Genomic DNA, 23,018 nt, shown 5'->3' on the forward strand with positions numbered 1-23,018 from the left:
CAACATCAATTAGTGACAATATTTCCCAATCAGGATTGCCGATAATTGATTTGATTTCTCTTATTTTATCGCGATTTTTTGAGGCGATGATTAATTTCACAGATATTTAATTCCATTTTTTTCTTGGCTGATTATTTTTATCAGTTCTTTTAAGGCCGATGCTTTTTCTTTGGAAATAACTAAAAGGGCATCGTTCGTTTGAACGATAATTAGGTTTTTAATTCCCATAGTAGCAACTAAGTTTTTATCGCTTACGATAATTGAGTTTTCGGTATCTTTATAATAAACTTTTCCTAAGATAACATTATTCGCATTATCTTTTACAAAATGCCTTTCTAATGCCAACCAACTACCAACATCATCCCAAACAAAGTTTGCTTTAACGACAATAATATTATCCGATTTTTCTAAGACTGCGTAGTCAATCGAAGTAGCCGGTGCATTTTGGTATAATTTCTTAAGGACCTTCCATTCTTGCGCGGTTCCAATATATTTCTGAAAGCGAATTAAGTCATCATAAAATTCGGGTAGATATTCTTTTATACCATTAAGAATAGCGGAAATTCGCCAAACGAACATTCCGCTATTCCAAAGATAGGTTTTTGCTTGCAGGTATTTTTTCGCCAACGCCAAATCAGGTTTTTCCACAAACTTTAAACCGATATAACTAATTTGTCCATTTTGCCTTCTAAATTCATCTCCAATATGAATATAACCATAACCAGTTTCCGGGGATGTCGCCGGAATACCAAAAGTCACAAGATAGTCCTGTTGTGCGATTTCATAAGCAAATTTGACATCTTGATAAAAACTTTGTTCGTCCTTAATTAAATGGTCTGAAGGCAAAACAATCATTGTTCCCTCAGGGTCGATCTTATCTAAATAGATTGCGGCTAAGGCAATGGCTGGTGCAGTGTTTTTGCCAATAGGTTCATAGATGATATTTTGTTTGGGAATCGTTATCTGTTTTGCTAATATTTTCGCTAGTTCTTGAGAAATCACAAAGAATTGATTTTTAGTGGGAATAATTTTCTTTATTCGTTTATGAGTCTTTTGGATTAATGAATCCTTGCCGAAAAGAGCAATAAATTGCTTGGGAAAATTACTTCGGCTTTTGGGCCAGAAACGTTCGCCTTTACCACCGGCAAGTATTACGGCATATAGTTTCATAATAGTGTTACTCCTTGTCGCAGGTCTTTGACCGACCTTCGTTATTAGATTTGCTTTTTACTTCTAAAGCCTGACCCGATGTTACCCTTTTTAATGTTGCGATTAGTTCACCCAAAAATAATTTGTTTTTAATTATTACCGGATATCGGCTTTTATCTAAAGAAAGATAAATGCTACCAAGATTAGATTTGGGGATGGTTTGTGGCTCAATTATTGCACAATGATATTTTTTATTACTGAGATTTATGGTCTTAACTTCAACTACCGGTAACTTCAATTGATAATTCTTTTTATCAATATGAACCGGAATTGAAAAATCATTACCGAACTTCAAATCGATGGTTCGACAATAATACCAGGTCGTAAGTAAATCTCTTGCATGGGGTTGTAAGACAAAAGTACTACTATCTGAATAAATAATTTTTTGTTGCCGGTAATCAAAGATTGCCCATAAAGTTGCTTGATAATTCTTTTCTCTAATAAATTTTTCTGATTTTAGGGTTGCAAAATCGGAAATTCGCACATAAGAATTAAGTTCGTCATCAATTGAAAATATCTTATTCAATTTGGGATTAGATTTAAGTTTGGCTTGAAAATGATAGCAACTTTCACCATTCCAAAATATATTCGGTTGAACTTGTAGTTCTAATGAACCGACTAAAATCGGACCATAACGAATATCATAGAAAAGTCTTTCTCCAGGACTAAAGGCTGTCACTAATATTAAAAGCGAAAAAAACATATCTTAATTGTATGCATTATAAATTTATTGTCAATGAACACTTATCAAATCTTCTGAGAGTATCTCACAAAGACACCTAACTCGCAAAGACAAACTAAAAATTCTCTATATCTTTATAGGTCGGAAAATTTTTTATAGACTGAACTATAGAAACAAACCAGATAATCTTGTCTAACACTTCTTTTTCATATAGGTTTATGAGTCAGTAAATTTTTAATACGTTTAAGGCATCTCTTTTCTGATATAAGTTTATACGTCAATAAATATTTAATCGCTTAAGACAATTCATAGTTTAGTTTTATAAGTCAATAAATTTTTAATCGTTTAAAACACTTCCTTTCTGGCATAGGTTTAGTTTATAAGCCAGTAAATTTTTAACTGCTAAGAAACTTCTTTTTCTGATGTAGGTTTAGGTTTACAAGTCAGTAAATTTTTTAATCGTTTAAGACACTTCTTTCCTAACATAGGTTTAGTTTTATAAGTCAGTAAATTTTTAAATGTTAAGAGACTTCTTTTCTGATATAGATTTAGGTTTACAAGTCAGTAAATTTTTTAATCGTTTAAGACACTTCTTTCATGATATTATAAATTCAGGAGATTTTAAATAAATTGCGCTACAAAAAAAGATAGAATGATTGTATAAAACTATACTTTTCCAATGTAGGCTCATAGACCAGTAAATTTTTAATAGATTGCACTACAGTAATAAACAGGACACTTGTAAAACAACCATCCTCCTTTTCCAAAAACGCAAAAAAACTAATATATATAAACAAATTTTGGAGAAAATTTTAATTTATTATTTTTAAAGATTAGCAACAATTCTAATTATCAAGAAACAACCCCAAAAAGCAAAAATTCGATTTTTCTTAAACTTTTACCCATTAAGTTCACACTTCTCTGTTAATCCAAAATTTATACATATAGTATACAAAAAAATTAACCGAGATTTTCATCTAACGCATTGTAATCCAAGCAATAAAAGAAAATACGCCGAAATTGATGGTATGACTCCCTCCACGGAGTAGGAAGATAAGAAAGTTGTGGTTATCTTTGTCAGGAAATCGGGTTTTTGGGGTGTTAAGAACTTCGCCGATTAGCGCACACAAGAAAATATCAGTTAAAGCGTCTTGTAGTAAATTTAATAATTATACTCCCTGAAGACATTTCGGTTTACTGCACAGGACATTTCTTAGGAAGTATAAGCGGTTGTTATTTATGATTTCAGGCTCTCCATTTGAAAGGTTTTTTTATTCGATCGTTTCAATGGTTATTTCTTGATTAGTATGAATGTTAATTGAGCCTGCAATTCTTATGGCTTCTTGAACGATTATTTTGGGCTCAAGATTGGTATGTTTAGTTAACGCTCTTGCTACTGCTAAGGCAATTGGTCCGCCTGAACCGATTGCGACAATTCCATCGTCGGGTTCAATAACATCGCCTGACCCAGAAACAATATAACTATTCTGGGGGCTCAAAATTGCCAATAAGGCTTCGAGTCGTCGCAGCACTTTATCTTGTCGCCAGTCTTTAGCTAATTCTACTACTGCACGCGGAAGGTTACCGTGATATTCCTCAAGTTTATTTTCAAACCGTTCAAACAAGGTAAATGCATCAGCAGCTGAACCAGCAAATCCGACCAAAATTTTATTATTATAAACCTTTCGTATCTTCTTGGCAGTTTCCTTGACAATGGTATCACCAAAAGTGACCTGACCATCGCTTGCCATCGCACATTTGCCATCTTTTTTAAGTCCGATGATAGTAGTTGAGATAAATTTAGCCATATACACCTCCGGGGATAGGATTTAAGATACCAAAATTGAAATCTTAAACCGTTTAAGTGTAATCGGTGATTTCTCCAAGGTTCGGTTATGTAAATTATATTGGAAAAATATTTTGAATTTATCTTTTATTAACATTTATACTCCTGCTTGTCTAAGTTCTTCATCTGACAGGCCATAATAATGACCGATTTCGTGCATTACAACTTTTCGCACTAATTCTTTAATCTCTTCTTCAGTTTTGGCAATATTTTCAATCGGCTTTTGATAAATTATTATTCTATCAGGTAAAGTATTACCATACCAGAAACCCCGTTTCCGATAGGGGACGCCATGATATAGACCTAAAATGTCCAATTTTCCTTTTTTCATCTTATTTTGAACCTCTAAAGACGGAACATCTTCAATAATAATGCTAACATTTTCTAATTTCTTTTTGAAAAATTCGGGCAACTCATGTAAGGCTTGAATAACAAACTCTTCAAACTGTTCTCTTTGCATATTAGTAATAATCTACTTAAAAATCATTGAGTAATATTTTATTCTGGCCTAACAAATTAATTAAATAATTTCCCCTTCATTTTTTAAATAATTATGATGTTTTTTCTCAACTGGGCACTGGAGTCAATTAATATCTCGCTAATTTTTCTGTGTATTTAGTAGTATTATTTTCAAAGTTCTTTATTAATTTTATTGTGAAATCACTAAAAAGTAAATACCTTTTGGTAAATTATCTAAAGATATTTCCGAGTCCAAACCACTATTAGAAATTTGTCGTATTATTGACTTCAGTAATCTACCTTGAATATCATACAATCTAATAACTGTTGATTCTGAAATCGCATTATCCGCCCTAATTTTCATTTTTCTATTTGAGAAATAGATGACTTTACTAACAATCTGTTTTTTGTGTCTGACATTTTGTTTTATACTTTGTTTTATATTTTGTTCTATCTGCTGATTTTCATTTCCAATTATCAAATTTTGTCTTTTGCCTATATTCTGAGGAATGTATGCCCAGAATTCCCGTGTTCGATTACCTTTCAGTATAAATAACCGATTATTAGCAAAAATAAGACTCGCGCCATTTTTCGGAAAACTTCTTTTATTTAATTTGGGTATTGTATCTTGAAACTGCCAATGCCCGGAAAGTGTATTGTAAGCCCAAACTTCTTGGCATTTATTGCCTTTTATCGCATAAAGCATATTTTGACCATCATAAGTTATTGCCCCGCCGGCTCTGACTTTATATCTTTTACCATAAGGTAAGTATGGTAAACTTTCTTTTTCAGTCCAACTGTTTTCATTAATATCATAACAGTAAAACTCATTATATTTTGCCCCACCTTTAAGAGCATAGATTTTATTATTTCCACCATAAACAATACAACTGCCAGATTTAAAAATTCGGTTGTGAATTCCTTTTGGTGGTGAATCAAGTTGTTCCCAACTGTTTTGAGAAATGTCATATTTAAGAAACTCGCAGTCACGACTACTGCCAACTAAACAATAGATATTTCCATTATAATAGGTCAAACTTGAGCCATCCTTGAAAGGTTTTATTGAAGGTGCTAATTGACAAAAAGACCAAGTATCGTTTCCGGGTTCGTATTTCCAAAATTCTTTGGTATTATTTCCTTTTATAGCAAAAATAATCCCATCAGCATAGACCAGTGATGCTCCAGCTTTTACTTTGCGTTTTATTACAATTGAATCTCTAATAAAAAATGGAACGGGTGATTTAATCTGCCATTTGTTAGTGGTAATATCATAAGCATAAAAATCTTGAGTGTTGTTTCCTTTCAGCGCATAAATTTTGTTTCCGTCGCTTGTAAGACAACCACCGTCTTTTACTGGTTTAAGACTATTACTATCAGGAATATCGCTTTTTCTTTGCCAGATCGGATAATTAACATAAAAGCGCCAGAACATCGCATAATCCGACCAATTATTTGCTCGGTCTCGACATCTGACTGACCAAAGATATTCACCAATTGGTAAAGGACGACTGGGTGAATAAATAGAATCTGAAGTTAGTATATTTAGCAAGGTATCTTCTGCCTTAATAACTAAAAGATTATACTCCGATGCGGTTAAACTTGTTCGCCAGACAAAATTCGGACATTCAAGAGAGAGTGTGCAATTGGGAGATGGATTTAATAATATTGGAATTGGCGGCGGTGTGGTATCAATTGTAAACTTAAAAGTATCACTCCAATTACTCCAATAATTTTCCGTTCCAGCCCGGACCCGCCAAAAATATGTTCCTTCTGAAAAACTAATCGGACCACATTCAGAAACAGATATGATTGTATCAAATATATGTTTACTTTTGGCAAGATCGCTTATATTCCATATTATAGTTCCGTTTTCTGCATATTGCTTTTCGTTTTTCGCCTCATACACTTTCAAATTGTATTGAGTGGCATTATTAACATCAGTCCAATCGAATGTTAAATTTGTATTATTAGTAGATAGATTATTAGATGGAAACAATAAAGTAGGAGATGGAAGTATCACTTCAATATTTTTACGACAAGAATCGTTGCTTCTAATATAGTCAGAATCTAATTTAGCCCAGGCAGTAGCAGTAAATAGACCAAACTGATTACCAATCCAACTCTGAAAATTTACTGTGCAGGCAGTTGCCGGCAACATATTAGTAATTTCAACAGAATCCAAATAAACTAAATCTTTATTATCCTCAATTTTTAGGTATGTACAAAAAGTCTCAGTGTTTGTACCTAAGTTTTTAATAAGAACTCCGGGTAAAATAGTGTCACCATAACCAATCCGAGTCGGAATAAGTACCGAATCTGCTGAAACATCATGACTATACCGAGAAAAACGAATTGCCCTGCCGGCACTTAATAAATTTCCTTCTGGCGCACCATTATAAAGATATTGCAAGCCAATTAAACCAGTGTTATTTTCAATACCAATTGTTGCTGATTGACCAAGTCCTAATTTGTAGAGATTTTCACAACGCTTATATTGAAAAATAATCTCGCCATTTTCATATAGAATTATTTGGAATTCGACTGTATCGCGATTAACTCCGCTACTCATCACCAATCCTCTCCATTGGATTATTTTGTAACGGACCGGCGGTAAATCAAATGTTTTGTGCCGAGCATTTAAGATATTCAAATCATCCCAAAAAGGTGCGATAATATTATTAGGCGCATCAGAAAACGGAATTGGCGAATTCGTATTGTATGAAAGAGAAAGTTCATTAAAACTTATAAAACCATTGGTCGAATAATAGAAGTAGGTCATTGGTTCACCGTAGAAATTAAAAGTAAAGCCGATAGGAATTGGACCGCTGACATTAACATCACCTGTTGGTAATGGTGAACCAGTTGTTGAAATATCTATCCAATTATAAATTGGACCGCCGGTCGTATCAGAATCAATCCAATATGCATAGCCCGCATCAGGACCACCAGTATAATTAGGCTTAATTATTTGAGTCTGCCGTATCTTTTGATTATTCAATGAGTTCGTATCATCAGTTAAGAAAGTTCTAATTTTAATCGTGCATAATTCAGCAATTATCGGCACAAATGTATCAAAGGTAATTGTCTTTGAACTATCAATTAATAAACTATCAAGATATTTTATATTTTCATAGCGTAAAACCGAATTCTGTCCAAGAATTGAGCAAATAACAGGAATATTTCTTTGAATTGCATTACTATAATTCTTTATTCGTGCCTTTGGTTGAAAACCACGGCCCAAAGGTCTCATCACAAAGGAACTGCTGGGATATATAATAGAATCAACAGCAACATCCCTAATCTCTTTAATCTCAGGTCCAGTAATGTCATCAAGATTAATCCGACTTCCATATAGACCTTTATTCACAAAGGCAATATACATTTCTTGGCCATCAAAAGTATCAAGCGCAATAGTTTTTAAGATATAATTAGTATTTGTGAATTTTTTTGCCCAGAGTAAAATTGTAAAGTCATTAATATTACTACCTGTAGTCGACAGTCTAATTTCAAGACTTTCTGGATTTCCGCCACCTGATTTGCGATACCAAAACTTAAGCGTATCAAAAGTCACCTCACTACATTTTAACCTTGGTGTTATCAGCCAATCATCATTGCGTAGGCTGATACCTTCATATCTTGAAGAAACACACGCCGGTGAAGTATAAAAATTAGTCGTATATCTCTCCCAGGTTTGTGTACCGCCATCATTATTTATCACTCTCCAGCCTAAAGGAGGAAAAATTGTGCCCGTAAAACTTTCATTTAGCGGAACTGAAATTAAGATTATTGGCAACAATAAAAAAAATAATATTTGAGTTATTTTAAATTTTTGCATAAATCTACTTTAGTGCCTTTTAATGATTTGTCAAGAATAAAGATTTTTGAGATATGAAAAATCACGAAAAAATGCGAAAGTCACGAAAATTTGTATTAAAAACGAAACAGGAAGAAACAGTTTGAGTTTATTTTGTGTTATTCGTTGTTAAAATATAAATGACTTTTGCAAGACACTCTATCTAAGAGTTCTAAAAAAGTCTCATTTTGTCAACTAAACTTGATTCAAGGTCTCACAATGTATGATTTTATCCGATGTTGAAACAAGTTTTGCTGTCGCCGCACTTTGCATAACAGCATGACATTATGTGATTTTGTAAACTTTTTTAGCGTTCGCCAATCTTTACTCTTGACAACTCTTATCTCGGTATTATTATAGATTGGTGATTAACCTTATTATTAATCGATTGAAAAAAACATTAAACGGGGATTTTTATTGGAAAAATTCATATTTGATTATTAGTGGAATATTGCTCAGTTTATCTTTGGTCTTGTTCCCAAGATTACCAAATAAAATTTTCTATTAATGTATTTTATGGAGGCGCTATGCAATGTGTTATTGAAAAAGAGTTATTCTTAGAAGGTTTAAGCGGTGTTGTGCAAATTCTTTTGACAAAAACCACATATCCGGTTTTACAAAATGTCTTTTTAGAAAGCACTGGCGACAATTTAATTGTTAAAGCAACAGACCTTGACTCTTACGTGGAAAAACGATTGCCTTTAACGGAAAAGGGTAAATCCGGCAAGGTCATTGTCTCCGGAAAAAAGTTATTGGAAGCAGTAAGAGAGTTATCTGCTGATAAATTATCTCTAACCCTTAAGGATAGCAGAGTCTATTTGGAGGCCGACGGTAGCACATCAATCTTTTCTGGCTTGGACCCAACTGAATTTCCTGAAGTTCCCAGTTTGCCCCAAGATAATGAAATTGAGTTTCCATTAGCAACATTAGAAGAAATTTTTAAGGCAACGAGTTTTGCTACGAGTAAAGATGAAAGTCGACCGGCAATATGTGGAGTATATTGGAAAGTGTCACCAACTGAAACCCGAATGGTTGCAACTGATACTTATCGTTTGGCTTTTGCTAAAAAGAAAGGTAAATTTGGTGGTAAACTGGAAGTGATTATTGCACCTAAAATCTTTGCACTCTTTCCTAAAGGTGTTGATAAAATTAAAGTATGTGTCGACCCAGCAAAAATCGGGTTAGTCTTTCCTAATACTACTATTATCAGCCGGTTGATTGAAGGTCCTTATCCTGATTATGAGCGGATTATGCCAAAGCAATATCCGTTTCGTATGCAAACTAATGTTGTCAACTTCTCATCTGCATTACGCCGGGCAGCAGTCTTTGCCCACCCTGCTGGACGCCTTGTTATCTTAAATTTGTCGGTTAAAGAATCTTCGATTTTTGCTGAAACCCAAGACCTTGGTCAGACTACCCAGATGTTTGATGCCGATTATGAAGGTGATGATTTAAAGATTGGATTTAATGTCGACTTTCTTTTAGAAGTTTTGAAACATATTGATAGCGATGAGGTAATAATGGAATTCTTAAATCCCCTTGCCGCTGGAGTCGTAAAACCTGCATCGTCTGAATCAGAAATTGAAAAGATTTATCTCTTAATGCCGATTCGACTTGAATAATTTAACATAGATATCCTTAAGGTATAACATCTCTATCTTTAGCCTTTATAATTAACATCCTTTCGTTTTATTATATATTTTACAACCCAAATTGCATTTATATAAATTATTATTATAATATAAATAAATGATGAAACATCTCGGTGGTACAATTCTTTTCTGGCTTTTGTTTATATCCAATCTGTTTAGTTCTGGAGCAAATTATCTCATCATCGCCCACGATAACTTTTATGATGCGGTAAAACCTTTAGCCATATGGAAACAGAAAAGAGGGTTGATTACCAAAACTGTTAAATTGTCAGAAATTGGTTACGATACAGCAAGTATTAAATCTTATATTCGTAATGCTTATAGTAACTGGAATCCGCGACCACAATATGTCCTTTTAGTTGGCGACCGCAACTTTATTCCTTTAGGTATGTATTTTCCTAATTGGATTCTTTATTACCCTTGGCGAGGCACTTGGACCGACCAGTATTATGTAAACCTTACTGAACAAACTGATTATCGGGATGATATGTATTTAGGCAGATTACCCTGTTCAACACCCACAGAATGTTCAATAATGGTAAATAAGATTATCTATTATGAACAAGGAAGAGGACTTAGTAAAGGCAATTGGTTTATAAAGGCAACCGGCATTGCTCGAGACCGAAGAGAAAATAATCAATGTTTCGATAGTTGTTATCTTACTGCAATACGAGAGATTCGAAAGAATTTATCAGATTATGGTTTTATTCATATTGACACCCTCTTTACTTCTAACAATGCAGATTATAATGTGGTTGAAGAATCAATAACTCAAGGAAGAAATTTTGTTGTCTATCGAGGTAGCACCCTTTCATCAACTGACAACTGGAATAATCCTTTTGGCGTCAGACCAGAACGCATTCGAAATGATTCAATGCCTGCAATAGTAATCTCTCCTACATGCCGGACGATGTTTTTCCCGGAAAATTTACCTTCTTATCCTGAACCTCAAACTTCGGCAGGCAATAAATGGATAAAACAAGGAACAGTTAGTGTACCTCGAGGCGCTGTCGCATTTTTCGGCACGACCACTCATTATCATGCTGGATTTGATACCTTTCAAACTTATTGGCGAAATGCTGCTGCAATAAAATTTTTTGAAACGATAACAAAAGAATCAGTATTTGTCTTAGGCGAAGTTATTAGAAAAGTCAAAGATAGTGTTTTGGCATGTTGCTCACTTCTAACTATCGACCGTCTAAATCATCCAATTGCTTGTTCAGTTGCTTATATGGAATGGAACTTATTGGGTGACCCTTCATTAAATCTCTGGAGATCACCACCCCAATTAATGTCTGTGGTTCACGAAACAATTATTGATGTTTCACCACAAACATTTACTGTCTCGGTTCGTGATTCTTTTAATTACTTACCAATCTCAAATGCTTTAGTTACGCTCTTAAAAGATTCTGTGATATATCAATATCAATATACTAATGATTTTGGTGTTGCCGAGTTTTCAATTCATCCGCAAACCTATGGCATAATGTCGGTTACCATTACCAAAAGAGGTTATCAGGTTTATGAAAAGAATGTTCTTACTTGTTTTGAAAATGATGTCGGCGTAATTGATATTATTCAGCCCAGAGGAATCATTGACTCAATGATTAATGTAGTTGTTCCTAAAGCCAAAATAAAAAACTTCGGATTATATCCTGCGACTTTCAATATTCAATTCAAAATTAATAATTGGGTGAGTAGTCGTTTAATTGAGAGCTTACCTTCTCAAGAAGAAATCTTTGTCACTTTTGACCCCTGGATTATTGGACCTCGAGGAAATTATGTTGGTAAATGTATCTGCCAACTAACAGATGATTTGGTTCCCCAAAATGATACCTTGGAAACGCATTTTACTGTTGTGCCTCATATTGTTGGTTGGATACAGAAAGAGGTTTTACCGACTCAGGTTCCTAATCAATATGTCAGATATGGCGGTGCTTTAGTTGGAACTGACAATTATATATTTGCTTTTCGCGGCAACAAATCTAATGAGTTCTATAAATATTCTATAGAAGAAGATAAATGGTCTTTAGCCGAATCGATTCCGTTTGGCCGGAAACCTAATGACCCGTTACAAATTAATCGGAAACAAGTCGGTAATGGAGCAGCACTTTGTTTTGATGGTATTAATACAATCTATGCAACTAAAGGCGCTGGAACTCGAGAATTGTGGGCATATAATATCACAAATAATTCTTGGACACAAAAAGCATTTGTTCCGTCCATAATCAAACGGGGTTTAAGGGGTGGTACATCAATAGTATTTGAAAATAATAAACTTTATCTTTTAGCCGGAGAACAAAATAGAAGAGTATCGACAAATTTTTTATGTTATTTTCCTTCTGCTGATACCTTAAATGGTGAACCTTGGCAGTTGTTAAATCCCGCGCCACTGGAACCTGATTATCGAACTTATCGAAATGGCAGTTGTCTTGTTGCCTTAGGTGATGAAATTTATGCTCTAAAAGGTTGGGGTAAACATAATTATTTCTATGCTTACGATACCAAAACTGGAACTTGGACTGTAAAAGAAACTATACCTCAATCTCATCCGCAACTCCTTCAGAAAAATAAAGTAAAAAATGGCGCCTCAATGACAACAGATGGTCAAGTTATTTACGCAATTAAAGGATTGGGCAAAAATGAATTTTGGCAATATCAGCCCAGCCTAATAAAGTCAAAAACTGATCTGGGAGATAACCAAGGCATATGGCTACCATTAGATACTATTCCCAGGTTACACAAAAAATCAGTTCCCAAATACGGTGCATCCTTAACTTATGCCCAAGGAAAAATTTATCTCTTAAAAGGAAACAACACACCTGAATTTTGGCAGTACACCCCGATAACAGAAATATCTAATATTAATTGCCAACAAAATCTACTTCTGCCTCATCAGGAAACAATCTCTCACAATAATTCTTTACCAGTTATTAATCCAATTCTATTCATAAAGAATTCCACAATTTTCTTTAATGTCCTACGCGCAAGCAAAGTTGTAATAAAACTCTACAACTCTTGTGGAAGATGTATTGAAGTCATAAATAATGATTTTCTTGAAGTTGGAACTTATCAGTACCGCCTTGACTTTTCTTTACTTCCTAAAGGTATCTATTTCTTAAAGTATGAAGATATAACCAGCAAAGGGACATTAAAAATATTCAAAGGATAAGCCAATTAATCAATCAACAATATCACATTTAACTCTATTGCAATATTACGAGATTAAGATTCATTAGATACTTCTCACCTTTTTAATTTCCTTCTTGACGATTAGATTTTTTTGATTATATTCTATCTGTCAGGTACAATGCAACTATACTATGAAACTATTCGATTAATTTTGTTTCTGAATAAATATAAAATTAAGCCTCGGTGTTTAATAAATAATTAACAAAAAAGATGAAAAAAAATCATCCTAAGCCAGTTGTAACCAAAAGTAAGTCTGGTATTGAAATTGAAGTTATTAAAGAATTTTGTAAAGGTTGTGGTATTTGTGTTGAGTTCTGCCCTAAAGATGTTTTAACTATTGGCTCTGACTTAAAGGTTAATGTCAGTAATATCGAGGCTTGTAATGGCGATATGCTCTGTGAATTACGTTGTCCTGATTTCGCAATCTTTGTCACTAAACCCAAAAAGAGCAAATGATTATCCTAGAAAGTACAAATAATTCAGAACCTATAAATAAATATGCAATTATTATCTGGTAATGAGGCATGCGCTATAGGTGCAATTAGAGCCGGCGTACGGTTTTTCGCTGGTTATCCGATTACACCTTCAACAGAAATTGCGGAAATAATGTCTGAAGAACTTCCTAAAATCGGCGGTATTTTTATTCAGATGGAAGATGAAATTGCCAGTATCTGTGCAATGATTGGTGCTTCGGCTGCGGGTATGAAATCAATGACCGCAACTTCTGGTCCGGGGTTTTCTTTAATGCAAGAAGGTATTGGTTATGCGGTAATGACTGAAGTTCCTTGTGTAATTATTAATGTCCAGCGTGGTGGACCAGCTACTGGCCTACCAACCAAAGTCGCTCAAGGTGATATTATGTCCGCACGATGGGGCACTCATGGTGACCATCCAGCAGTTGCTTTAACTCCTTGGAGTGTCGCCGAATCTTACTCATTAACGATTAAAGCAGTTGAAATTGCTGAACGCTTGAGATTGCCTGTAATCGTTTTAAGTGATGAAATCGTTGGTCATATGAGAGAAGTCGTCTCCTTGCCTAAATCAGTTGCAATTGATACACCCAAGAAACTAATTAAATCTGCTAACGACTATTTGCATTATGATGATGATACCAATTATGATGCACAAATTGCTCATTTTGGTGATGGTTATCGAATTCATATCTCAGGATTGACACATCGTAAAGATGGCTTCCCAACTAATGACCCTAAAACTATTGCTTGGAAGATGATGCGATTAAAAAATAAAATTGACCAGAATAAACATTGGCTTTATAGTTTTGAACATTTAGATGTTGATAGTGACACTGTCATCATATCCTATGGCAGTTCTGCCCGCACCTCTTTAGAAGCAAAACAAGAATATGAATCAGCCCATAGCAAAAAAATTGGCTTTTTACGGTTAATAATGATTTGGCCATTTCCTTACCAACAATTATCTGAGATCTTAAAAAACGCTAAACGAGTAGTTGTGGTGGAAATGAATCAGGGACAGATAATAAAAGAAATTGCCAGCACCGTTGGTCGAAATGTCGAGGTTGTCGGCGTCAACCGGGTTGATGGAGAATTGATAACTCCTGAAGAAATTTTAGCAGTATTATGAAACAAATATTTGACTATTTACAATCTATTGGCTACGATGAAACCAGAAATCCTTGATTATTTACGATTAGATGACCGATTTCCGCACATTTTGTGTCCGGGTTGTGGAATTGGTTCAGCAATGAACTCATTAGTTCGTGCAATTAATGAATCGGGCTTGAATAAAAATGAGGTTTGTGTTGTCTCAGGTATTGGTTGTTCTTCGCGTGTTCCTGGTTACCTCGATTGTGACACCTTCCATACTTTGCACGGCCGGGCAATTCCCTCAGCAACTGGTGTAAAACTTGCCCGTCCCAATATGGAAGTAATCGTTATTGCCGGAGACGGTGATTTACTGGCAATTGGTGGTAATCATTTTATTCATGCGGCGAGAAGAAATCTTGATATGACAGTAATTGTAATTAATAATTTCAATTATGGTATGACTGGCGGACAATTTTCACCCACAACGCCTCAAGGTAAACGAGCCGCAACCGCTCCTTATGGTTGTGTCGAAAGAGCATTTGATATTTGTGAAATGGCTAAAGCCGCAGGTGCGGTCTTTGTTGCCCGAAGTACAACTTATCATACACCTCACCTTAAAGGATTAATCAAACAAGCCATTAAGAAAAAAGGATTTGCCGTGGTTGAAGTTGTTTCTCAATGTCCGACACTTTATGGTCGATTAAACCGAATGGGCGATGCAGTAAAAATGCTTGAATATTTTAGAGACAACTCAATCACTGCATCTTCAATTCAAGAACCCAAAGATGCGGAAGGGAAATTTGTTATCGGTGTTTTGCACGACACTGAAGCACCAGAATTTTACGAAGTGTATAAGAAAGTTGTTGAGACCGCACAAAAGAAAAAATAATATAATGTTATCTGATTGGAAATTTAACAAAAAGAAATAATGATTATATGCGAAAAGAAATTCGTTTAGCAGGCACAGGCGGTCAGGGATTAATCTTAGCTGGTGTCATTATTGCCGAAGCCGCAGGTGTTTACGAAGGCAAAAAAGTAATCCAAACCCAAAGTTATGGTCCAGAAGCGCGCGGTGGTGCTTCGAAATCTGATGTTATCATTTCTACTGAAGAAATTTTATACCCGAAACCACGCAAAATAGATATCCTCGCTTGCCTTTCTCAAAAAGCCTGTGACGCTTACTTGAAAGATTTAAAAGATAATGGCATTGTAATTTTTGATAGTTTTTATGTTAAGCGATGTCTCGCACAAGTTTGTTTTGGCCTGCCTTTATCCCAAACGACTCGTCAAAGATTCGGTCGGGAAATATTTACCAATATAGTCTTATTGGGTGCCATCTCAGAAATTACGAAGATAGTTAGTATTGATTCGCTCAAAAAAGCATTACAACATCGTGTGCCACCAGCAACCATTGAATCAAATCTCCAAGCCTTAGAACTTGGCGTTGAAATTGCTAAAAGCCAAGCTCAGACTATTTGATAATCTTATTCTAATCTTATGGTTCAATTACCATTTAACTACTAATAATTAAAAATGGCTTCAATTTGATTTAATAAAATTATTAGATGCAAGTTCTTGCTTTTATTTTGGCTGGGGGGCAAGGCGAAAGACTTTATCCTTTAACCAAGGATCGGGCTAAACCGGCGGTTCCCTTTGGTGGTATTTATCGCATTATCGATTTTACACTTTCTAACTGTCTTAATTCTCGGTTAAAACGAATCTTTGTGCTTACTCAGTATAAATCATTTGCCTTAGAAAAGCATATTTATGCGGGCTGGGATGTGTTTGTACCTGAATTAGGCGAATTTATCCATTGTTTACCTCCACAGAAACGAATTGAAAGTGACTGGTATCTTGGCACTGCAGATGCAGTTTATCAGAATCTCTATTCTTTAAAAAATGCTCCCGCGGATTATGTTTTTATTCTATCTGGTGACCACATTTATAAGATGGACTATCGCAAGATGTTGCGGTATCATCGCCGGCATAATGCGGATATGACTATTGCGCTTTATGAGGTTCCAATTCAGGAAGCCCATCGTTTTGGTGTCTTAGAAATCGATAAAAATTATCGGATTATTGGCTTTCAAGAAAAACCCAAAGACCCAAAACCAATGCCGGATAAACCAGATAAGGCATTGATTTCAATGGGAGTTTATCTTTTCAATACACCAGCATTAGTTTCAACACTAATGGTCGATGCTGAAGATGCTAAATCGACTCATGATTTCGGACGCGATATAATTCCGAAAATGATTAAAGGTTATAAAGTATTCGGTTATCCATTTGTTGACGAGAACCGAAGTTGGATAAAATATTGGCGGGATGTTGGAACGATTGATGATTATTATTCCGCCCATATGGATTTAGTTTCAGTTGAACCAATCTTTAATCTTTATGACAAACGTTGGCCGATTAGAACTGCACAATACACCTATCCACCAGCAAAGACTGTTTTTGATGATACCAAATCTGGCCGCGTTGGTCTTGCAATAAACAGTTTAGTCTCAAACGGCGCAATTATTAGTGGCGGTCGAGTGGAGCGCTCCGTAATCTCGCCTTTAGTCAAGGTAAACTCTTTTGCCGAGGTCACAGAATCAATTTTAATGGAAGGTGTTCAAGTTGGCAGATACGCCAAAATTCGGCGAGCGATTATTGACAAACGCGTAAAAATACCTGAACGCATGACCATTGGCTATAATCTTGAGGAAGACCGAAAAAGATTTTTCGTTACTGAATCAGGTATCGTCGTAATTCCTAAAGAAAAGCAAATATAATAATGATTATTGACATAATCTTAGAGATAACCGGAAAAGATTTTTTGTCACTGAATCAAGAATAGTAATAATACCTAATATGATAAGTGCCTAATTATAAATGCTAATGACTAATGGCTAACACAGTTCAACCTTACATTTCCCAACTTCTTAACCCACAATTTTGGGGAAGTGATGTTAAAGAAGTCCGATTGATTCAAACCCATACCTCATGGGTGTTTCTCACCGGTAAATACGCCTACAAAATAAAAAAACCGGTCTTTTTTGGCTTCTTAGATTATACCAGCATATCCGCACGTGAATATTTCTGCAATGAAGAATTCCGCATCAATCAAAAATTATCGCCCGAGATTTATTATGGCATAATTCCAATTTATCGAAAAGGCAATCTAATCACAATAACTTCAGATAACGACCCTTCTTATGAAATTATTGATTATGCTATTAAAATGGCCGAATTGCCTCAAGAAGCGATTATGACTTATCGTTTGCAAAACAATCAAGTCACCTATTCAACCATTGCTAAAATTGCCGAAACAATTGCTCGATTTCACAACGAAACAGAAACCCAAGAATCGATTCGTAAATTTGGTAGTTTAGAAATTATCAAGTATAATTGGGATGAGAATTTTGCTCAGACTGAAGAATTTCGAAACATCACAATTAGTAAAAAGATATTCTCAAGAATTCAGCAATCTGTAGAGAAGTTTATGACGGAAAATCAGAAGTTATTCAACCGACGGCTCGAAGATAATAAAATCAAACAATGTCATGGTGATTTACATTCTCGAAATATCTTTGTCACCAATAAGGTTTATATTTTTGATTGTTTGGAATTCAACCCTCGTTTTGCCTGTTCGGATGTTGCTTCCGAAGTAGCATTTTTTGTTATGGACTTAGAATTCTATAACCATAAGGAATTAGCCGACTTCTTTATCGCTCGATACTTACATTATACGAAAGATTGGGAAATGCTGAAACTTTTAGATTTTTATAAATGTTATCGGGCTTATGTGCGTGGCAAAGTAACAAGTTTTAATCTCAAGGATCCGGGTATTTCTAATCAAGATAAAAAACAAGCCCAGACAACTGCTCAATCTTATTTTGAATTAGCCTTCACATATGCTCAAAATCTTTTTACCAAACCAAAATTAATTATGATAATGGGACTTCCTGGTGTCGGTAAAACCTATTTAGCACAACATCTATCTAAGGAGATTCAAGCCTATCACTTATGCACGGATATAATTCGCAAAGAAATAACTAACACGCCCATTGAAGTGCATCGTTTTGAAGGTTATGGCAAAGGAATTTATACCTTTGAAGTTTCTAAACAGACTTATGAAGAAATGTATCACCGCACGGTTAATTACCTTAAGCAAAACAGAACTTGTATTGTCGATGCGACCTTCTCTTTGCAAAAATCAAGAGATGAAGTAAAAGCAATTGCGAAAAAGACAAAAGTCCCTTTAATTACAATTAATGCAGTATGTCCGGAACCAATAGTAATGGCACGAATGAAGAAACGGGAAAATGAATTTTCTTTATCTGATGCTACCCCAGAAATCTACTACAAAATCAAAGAAAATTTTAATAAGATAAAATCTCGGAAAAATTATTTAGAAATTGATACATCAAAATCACTAACCCGAAATATTCAAAAAATAAAAAAACTACTTAAAAAACTCAGTAGTTAACGAATCGCCATTAACAGAGAACGGTTAGTCCAAATATGTATCCCAACCAATACTATTTTATAAGCGATGTTCATTTAGGTATACCCAATCGAATACATAAAAATAAACTGTTAAATTTTTTCAAACGGCTTAAAGCCCAAACAACAGACCAACAATCCAAAATTCATCTGTTTATTTTAGGCGACTTGTTTGAATTTTGGGCAGTCTTGGCTTTAACTACACATAAAAAAATAATCGAAAACAACATCATCCTAAAAGAACTTCGGCAACTAAAAGCAGTCGGTATAAAAATATATTTTTTGCCTGGAAACCATGATTACCACTTAAAAGAGACTTTTCAGCAAAAGTTTGAATTTACGGTTCTTGATAAGTTCAATCCAATATCACTCAATAACAAACAGGTCTATCTCGGGCATGGCGAAGAAATTAACTCGTCCGGTTTTTCTTCTATGACCTTAAAAATTTATCGTTCTCAAATACCTCTATTATTATTCTCTTTAATCGGTCTGGAATTAGCCTTTATTTTTAGTAAAATTCTTTCTAATTTTAGCAGCCGGTTAAGATTTCAGACGGGTTTAGATAATAAGTTTCTAAAATTTGCTCAAAAGAAAATATCCCAAGAGAATTATGATATCGTAATTTTGTCGCACACGCATAAGCCCAGATTAGAAAAAATAGGTCAAGGATATTATCTAAACACCGGTGATTGGATTAATAATTTCAGTTATGGCATCTTAAATCAAAACAAACTATCCCTGGAGAGATTTAGTTAGCGCAAACACAACTTGCATTGGGTTACGAAAAGTAAAAATCTCATGGAAAATTCTGCATCCAACAGAAATTCTATTCTGAATCTATTCAATGTCATTATGAAAGTACGAATTGTTTAAATTTATCAAATAATCTTCACTCAAATGATTTTACTCATTAACACAATTTTTCCCAGATGTCATTCTAAATTTAATTCAGCATCTCTGAAGTGATTTCAGGGTAAATCCTTGATTTCGTATGTCTATTTTAAATACGAAGCAGAGGCGAAATAGAGCGAAGTCAATTTATTTCACAAATCTTTAAATATTTGCTGAGATTAATAAGGATTACAAAAGAGAACCGTTCCGTTTATCCGATTATATGCCTTATTTAATGTTTGCCAAAATCTTATCAACTTTCTCTCTCCATGGCCGCCAGTCACCTGCGTAAATCTTTTCAAAATGTAATACATATTCTTTTATATTTTCTTCTTGATTTTTTAATAATTTTTTTAGAAGTTTTTCAGTCCCCGCTATCTGACTCCCCAAATACCACGCTCCTTGATTAAACTTTAAGGGATTTATTTTGTTATCAACACATATTTTGCAAATGTCATAAATGAACTTGACATCATCATCGACATCTTGCTTTCTATGTTTAGGAAACCCTAATTTTTTATAAAACCCTTGTGGAGGATTTTCTTCGCTTAATTCTAATATTTTTGCGAAGGCTCGAACCTACATATCAATTGGTTGTAGAAAACATAATTGTTCTAAATTCCATTCCGATATATCAATATTACTGAAGTCCACAATGTCTCGTAAGAAAAATGCCGCTATTTTAGAACTAACACCGGTAATACCCATTAACATATTATATTCTTCAGAAACACGTCCTGCCAATAGTGATTGATAAATTGCCTTGAAATTAAAAACTTCATCTGCGGATTTTCTATATTTGTTTTTTTGAGTATCGCGGATTTAATTTTTTATTTGATTGCAGGCGAATTTTTTGGGGTGGAAGGCATAAGTGATTCGAATCTATTTTAGATTTCTTCTTTGTACTCGTTTAATTCAGGTGAAAATTCTTATATACAGTGTGCGGCCAAAACAAAAAAAACGACTTGGACACATTAGCCCTCCCACCATATGCATATTTAAAAAACAATTTCAATGCTTCTTTTTCAACCTCAATTATATTAGATAGGCTTATTTTCGGTGTAAAACAAAATTGGAACATTTTCTAATAGTTTCATTTTATTAATAATTTCGTCGGTCATAATTTCTCCTTTTTTCCTTGAGTACTTATATTTGCTATTATCTTTTTCTATTTTTTCGATTCCACTATCATCTGCTCAATCAATCTAATCTGTAGTTTTATACAATAAATTTATGGTGCGGCGCCAAGACCTGTTTCACATATCCATTATAATTAAATCTCATAAACTGTATAGTATCTCTTGGACACATTGCATTATCCATTTTTATCAAAAGTCAATATTTGATAAAAATCGCTTTTTATCCTTAATCGAATTCAGAACTTAAAGGATTTTCCATATAAAGTTTCTGATGTTCTAATTAAATTTCCAACAGATTTTCTGGCTGGTTTTTTTATACATAATCTATCCAAGTTTTTCCAATGATAATTGATATAAAATGTAAAAGGGTTTTTAATAGTGGTCAATACAGTTCTAAAGGTTATCTATTTAATATAGATGCTTGAAGAAATTCAATGAAACGAACTCGGCTAACTGATATGCGACCCTTATATCCGCATATAAGATAATACACCGCAAAACCAGTGCCTAATTGTAGTTAGAATAAACCAGGCAAAGACCTAAGAGGGGGTTAGCCCCGGGCTAGCCCCTATTTACTTCAACTTCTTAACAAATTTTGTATTAATACTATGAGATTTATAAGGTTAGACTAATTATGTCTATTCGGTAGTAAAGTACTTGTCTAAAAATACTTCTCGGATTCTTTTCAGTTCTGACCGAGGAAAAACTCTTAGTAGTTTCCAACCTAAATCCAAGGTTTGTTCAATGGTTCGGTCTTCGTATTCTCCTTGAGAAACATATTCTTTTTCAAAGGTTTGGGCAAATTCTAAATAGATTTTATCCATTTCTGATAATGCGGCTTCACCTAAGATTACTTTGAGTTCTTCGGCTTCTTTACCTCGAGCATAAGCGGCAAATAGTTGATTGAACAAATCAGGATGGTCTTCGCGTGTTTTTCCTTTACCAATGCCACGGTCTTTAAGTCGAGATAATGAAGGCAGAACATCAATTGGTGGCGAAATTCCTTTTTTGTGTAAAGAACGCGAAAGAATAATCTGGCCTTCGGTAATATAACCAGTTAAGTCAGGTATGGGATGGGTCTTATCATCTTCAGGCATTGTTAAAACCGGCATCATTGTAATTGAGCCGGGTTTGCCTTTTATTCTTCCGCAGCGCTCATAGATTGTGGCTAAATCAGTATAAAGATAACCGGGATAACCTCTTCGACCTGGAACTTCTTTTCGAGCAGTTGAAATTTCCCGTAGTGCTTCGCAATAATTAGTTAAATCAGAAAGAATCACTAAGACATGCATATTACACTTGAATGCCAAATATTCTGCAGCGGTAAGCGCACATCGGGGAGTAGCAATGCGCTCAATTGCTGGTTCATTTGCTAAATTTAAGAAAAAGACCGTTCGGGCTAATGCGCCGGAATTACTCAAATCCTCAATAAAATATTGGGCTTCTTCGAAAGTAATTCCCATTGCTCCAAAAACAATCGCAAAATCACTGTTTTCTTTAGTCGTATCTGAAGTCAAAACTTTTGCTTGTCGGATAATTTGGGCGACTAATCGGTTGTGAGGTAATCCTGACCCAGAGAAAATTGGTAGTTTCTGACCCCGTACCAAGGTGTTCAATCCATCGATTGCGGAAATGCCAGTTTGAATAAATTCATTCGGATATTCTCGGGCATAAGGATTAATCGGCGAACCAGTAATATCCTGCCAATGCTCAGGAATAATTTCAGGACCGCCATCGCGAGGTTTACCTAATCCAGAAAATATCCGTCCTAAGATATTGAGGCTGAGTCCTAAACTAATACCTTTGCCCAAAAATCTAATTTTCGTCTTTTCAACATCAACTCCCGTAGTTCCTTCAAAAACTTGAATCAGGGCTTTATCTTCAAAAACTTCTAATACCTGACCATTACGAACTGTGTTATCTTCTAAAACAATCTCCACTAATTCCAAATATTTTACATTAGCCGTATTTTCTACTAAAACCAAAGGACCGGAAATCTGTTTAATTGTTCGATACTCTAACATAATTCAGTCTCTGCT

16 protein-coding genes are annotated in these 23,018 nt (G+C 34.6%); 9 read left to right on the forward strand and 7 right to left on the reverse strand.

The annotated features are described in order from the left end of the window. Positions 1 to 96: 96 nt before the first annotated feature. From N2201_01760 to N2201_01780, 5 genes are all read right to left on the reverse strand, one after another. The gene (locus N2201_01760; protein ID MCX7784945.1) at positions 97 to 1,170 is read right to left on the reverse strand and encodes a sugar phosphate nucleotidyltransferase; all 1,074 of its coding nucleotides are present in this window, start codon (positions 1,168 to 1,170) and stop codon (positions 97 to 99) included. 7 nt (positions 1,171 to 1,177) lie between these two features. Further along, on the reverse strand, positions 1,178 to 1,912 hold the full coding sequence (locus N2201_01765) for a DUF3108 domain-containing protein (GenBank protein ID MCX7784946.1): 735 nt from the start codon (positions 1,910 to 1,912) through the stop codon (positions 1,178 to 1,180). Positions 1,913 to 3,162: 1,250 nt separating this feature from the next. Continuing rightward, a complete protein-coding gene (hslV, locus tag N2201_01770; protein MCX7784947.1) occupies positions 3,163 to 3,699 on the reverse strand; it encodes an ATP-dependent protease subunit HslV in 537 nt (178 codons plus the stop codon). A gap of 135 nt (positions 3,700 to 3,834) precedes the next feature. After that, a complete protein-coding gene (locus tag N2201_01775; GenBank protein MCX7784948.1) occupies positions 3,835 to 4,197 on the reverse strand; it encodes a metallopeptidase family protein in 363 nt (120 codons plus the stop codon). 189 nt (positions 4,198 to 4,386) lie between these two features. After that, positions 4,387 to 8,031: a choice-of-anchor J domain-containing protein gene (locus N2201_01780; GenBank protein MCX7784949.1), complete on the reverse strand. Its 3,645-nt coding sequence runs from the start codon at positions 8,029 to 8,031 to the stop codon at positions 4,387 to 4,389. A gap of 545 nt (positions 8,032 to 8,576) precedes the next feature. Between N2201_01780 and dnaN the strand changes: the two genes are divergently transcribed. The 9 genes from dnaN (at position 8,577) to N2201_01825 (ending at position 19,705) form a co-directional block, all read left to right on the forward strand. Further along, positions 8,577 to 9,671 carry a DNA polymerase III subunit beta gene (dnaN, locus tag N2201_01785; protein ID MCX7784950.1) on the forward strand — a complete coding sequence of 365 codons (1,095 nt, stop codon included), beginning with the start codon at positions 8,577 to 8,579 and terminating at the stop codon, positions 9,669 to 9,671. Between the two features lie 127 nt (positions 9,672 to 9,798). Continuing rightward, positions 9,799 to 12,873 (forward strand): C25 family cysteine peptidase, encoded by a 3,075-nt coding sequence (locus N2201_01790; GenBank protein ID MCX7784951.1) that lies wholly within the window; start codon positions 9,799 to 9,801, stop codon positions 12,871 to 12,873. 230 nt (positions 12,874 to 13,103) lie between these two features. Continuing rightward, positions 13,104 to 13,349 carry a 4Fe-4S binding protein gene (locus N2201_01795; GenBank protein MCX7784952.1) on the forward strand — a complete coding sequence of 82 codons (246 nt, stop codon included), beginning with the start codon at positions 13,104 to 13,106 and terminating at the stop codon, positions 13,347 to 13,349. A 42-nt stretch (positions 13,350 to 13,391) separates the two neighbouring features. Then, positions 13,392 to 14,495: a 2-oxoacid:acceptor oxidoreductase subunit alpha gene (locus N2201_01800; protein MCX7784953.1), complete on the forward strand. Its 1,104-nt coding sequence runs from the start codon at positions 13,392 to 13,394 to the stop codon at positions 14,493 to 14,495. A 36-nt stretch (positions 14,496 to 14,531) separates the two neighbouring features. Further along, a complete protein-coding gene (locus N2201_01805; GenBank protein MCX7784954.1) occupies positions 14,532 to 15,347 on the forward strand; it encodes a 2-oxoacid:ferredoxin oxidoreductase subunit beta in 816 nt (271 codons plus the stop codon). Between the two features lie 47 nt (positions 15,348 to 15,394). Beyond that, positions 15,395 to 15,937 (forward strand): 2-oxoacid:acceptor oxidoreductase family protein, encoded by a 543-nt coding sequence (locus N2201_01810; protein ID MCX7784955.1) that lies wholly within the window; start codon positions 15,395 to 15,397, stop codon positions 15,935 to 15,937. An 86-nt stretch (positions 15,938 to 16,023) separates the two neighbouring features. Then, positions 16,024 to 17,235 carry a glucose-1-phosphate adenylyltransferase gene (gene glgC, locus N2201_01815; protein ID MCX7784956.1) on the forward strand — a complete coding sequence of 404 codons (1,212 nt, stop codon included), beginning with the start codon at positions 16,024 to 16,026 and terminating at the stop codon, positions 17,233 to 17,235. A 113-nt stretch (positions 17,236 to 17,348) separates the two neighbouring features. Further along, positions 17,349 to 18,932, forward strand: a complete 1,584-nt coding sequence (locus N2201_01820) for an AAA family ATPase (GenBank protein ID MCX7784957.1) — start codon at positions 17,349 to 17,351, stop codon at positions 18,930 to 18,932. 35 nt (positions 18,933 to 18,967) lie between these two features. Continuing rightward, positions 18,968 to 19,705, forward strand: a complete 738-nt coding sequence (locus tag N2201_01825; GenBank protein ID MCX7784958.1) for a UDP-2,3-diacylglucosamine diphosphatase — start codon at positions 18,968 to 18,970, stop codon at positions 19,703 to 19,705. Positions 19,706 to 20,419: 714 nt separating this feature from the next. Here N2201_01825 and N2201_01830 read toward each other — a convergent pair. Both N2201_01830 and N2201_01835 read right to left on the reverse strand, forming a co-directional pair. Further along, the gene (locus tag N2201_01830; GenBank protein MCX7784959.1) at positions 20,420 to 20,584 is read right to left on the reverse strand and encodes a hypothetical protein; all 165 of its coding nucleotides are present in this window, start codon (positions 20,582 to 20,584) and stop codon (positions 20,420 to 20,422) included. Between the two features lie 1,033 nt (positions 20,585 to 21,617). Continuing rightward, positions 21,618 to 23,006: a V-type ATP synthase subunit B gene (locus N2201_01835; protein ID MCX7784960.1), complete on the reverse strand. Its 1,389-nt coding sequence runs from the start codon at positions 23,004 to 23,006 to the stop codon at positions 21,618 to 21,620. Between the last annotated feature and the right edge of the window lie 12 nt (positions 23,007 to 23,018).

This window comes from candidate division WOR-3 bacterium, assembly GCA_026418155.1.
In the GTDB taxonomy this organism is placed as follows: domain Bacteria; phylum Hydrothermota; class Tepidihabitantia; order Tepidihabitantales; family CAIPLT01; genus JAOABV01.